Below are 1,333 nucleotides of genomic sequence, written 5' to 3'. Positions count from 1 at the left end.
GCCGCCGCCGCGCGCACCGGCGCGCTGCCGGGGCGGCTCCCGGCGCCCGCCTCGGACACCCCGGCGCGCACTTCCTTCGACCGCGCGCTCTTCGAGGCGGCAGAGGTCTTCGCCCGGACCGAACCGACCACCGCGACCCCGCCCCACACCCTCGACGCGGCCGTGCGGCGGCGGAGCCGGCGCGGCCGGATGCTCGGTGCCGCCGGACGCGAGTACGGGCTGCGCGTCGCGGTCACCGTCTCGGCGGCCACCGCCGCCGCGCAGCCGCTGAGCACGGCGCACTGGTACTGGCTGCCCGCCACGGCGGCCTTCCTCGTCAAGCCGGACATGGGGCCGCTCTTCTCGCGGACGGTGAGCCGGTTCGCGGGCACCGTCCTCGGGGTGCTCGTCTTCGAGCTGTTGTGGCTGCTCGGCGGCGGGCCGTGGTGGCCCGTGATCGTCGCGGGCGCCGCCGGTGCCGCGGTGCCGGTCGCCGGGCGGCACTTCGCCGGACAGACCGCCGTGGCTACGGTGATGGTGCTCGCGATGGTCTTCACGGCGGGGGACACCCAGGCAACGGGCGCCCGCGTCACCCACACGGCGATCGCGTGCGGACTCGCGCTGCTCGTCGGCCACCTGCCGCTCGTCTTCGGACCGGGGGCGCGGGTCGGGCACCGGTTCGTCGTCGGGCTGCGTCTCACCGAGGAGTACGTGCGGCTCGCCCTTGCAGCCAGGCCGGACGACACCGAGTCCGTGGCGCACCGCAGGGCTCTGCGCAGGGCCGCCTACCGCGCGCTCGCGGAGGCGCGCGGCCTCGCGGAGACGGCGTCCGCCGAACTCCTTTGGCTGCGCGGGCGGATGCACGAGTGGCTGCCGGCGATGGCGACGGCCGAACGCGTCGTCGACGCGGCGACCGCCTGCGCCGTGCGGCTCGCCAACGGGGCCCCGCCGCCCGAGGCCGGGTCCGCGGAGGAGACGGTCGGGATACTCGCGGGCGCGGGCCGCCGCCTGGAGAAGCGGCGCGCGTTCACCCGCGCCGGCGCTCCGGCGCGCGAGCGTCGCGCGCTCGGTGACGCTGCCGAGCGGTTGCGTGGGGTGGGGGTGTTCACCCCGGCGGCGTGAGCCGGGGCAGGGGAGGCGGCCGCGGTCTCGATATGCCCCGACCGCCTTCGTGAGCGTCGTGCGTTCGGTGGCGCCGGCGAACGGTTGCGCCTGGCTGGGGTGCCGGCCCCGACGGCGTGAGCCCGAGGGAAGTGCGCCGCGGCCCTGCCCCTGCACCGACGTGCCCCGGCCGCCTCGACGAGCCCGACTCCTGTGAGCGCGCTCGCGGTACCCGCGGCCGCGTGGGGATTCC

At 77.6% G+C, this 1,333-nt stretch carries 1 protein-coding gene; it reads left to right on the top strand.

Features of this window, described 5'->3' with window-relative positions:
• The coding region (locus UWG_RS30765; RefSeq protein ID WP_016909434.1) for an FUSC family protein at positions 1-1,101 on the top strand (1,101 nt) is incomplete at its 5' end.
• Positions 1,102-1,333: the final 232 nt, after the last annotated feature.

It is taken from the genome of Streptomyces xiaopingdaonensis (assembly GCF_000262345.1).
Taxonomy (GTDB): Bacteria; Actinomycetota; Actinomycetes; order Streptomycetales; family Streptomycetaceae; genus Streptomyces; species Streptomyces xiaopingdaonensis.
Note: the sequence above shows the minus strand (reverse complement) of the source record. Positions and strands in the feature narration are given on the sequence as shown.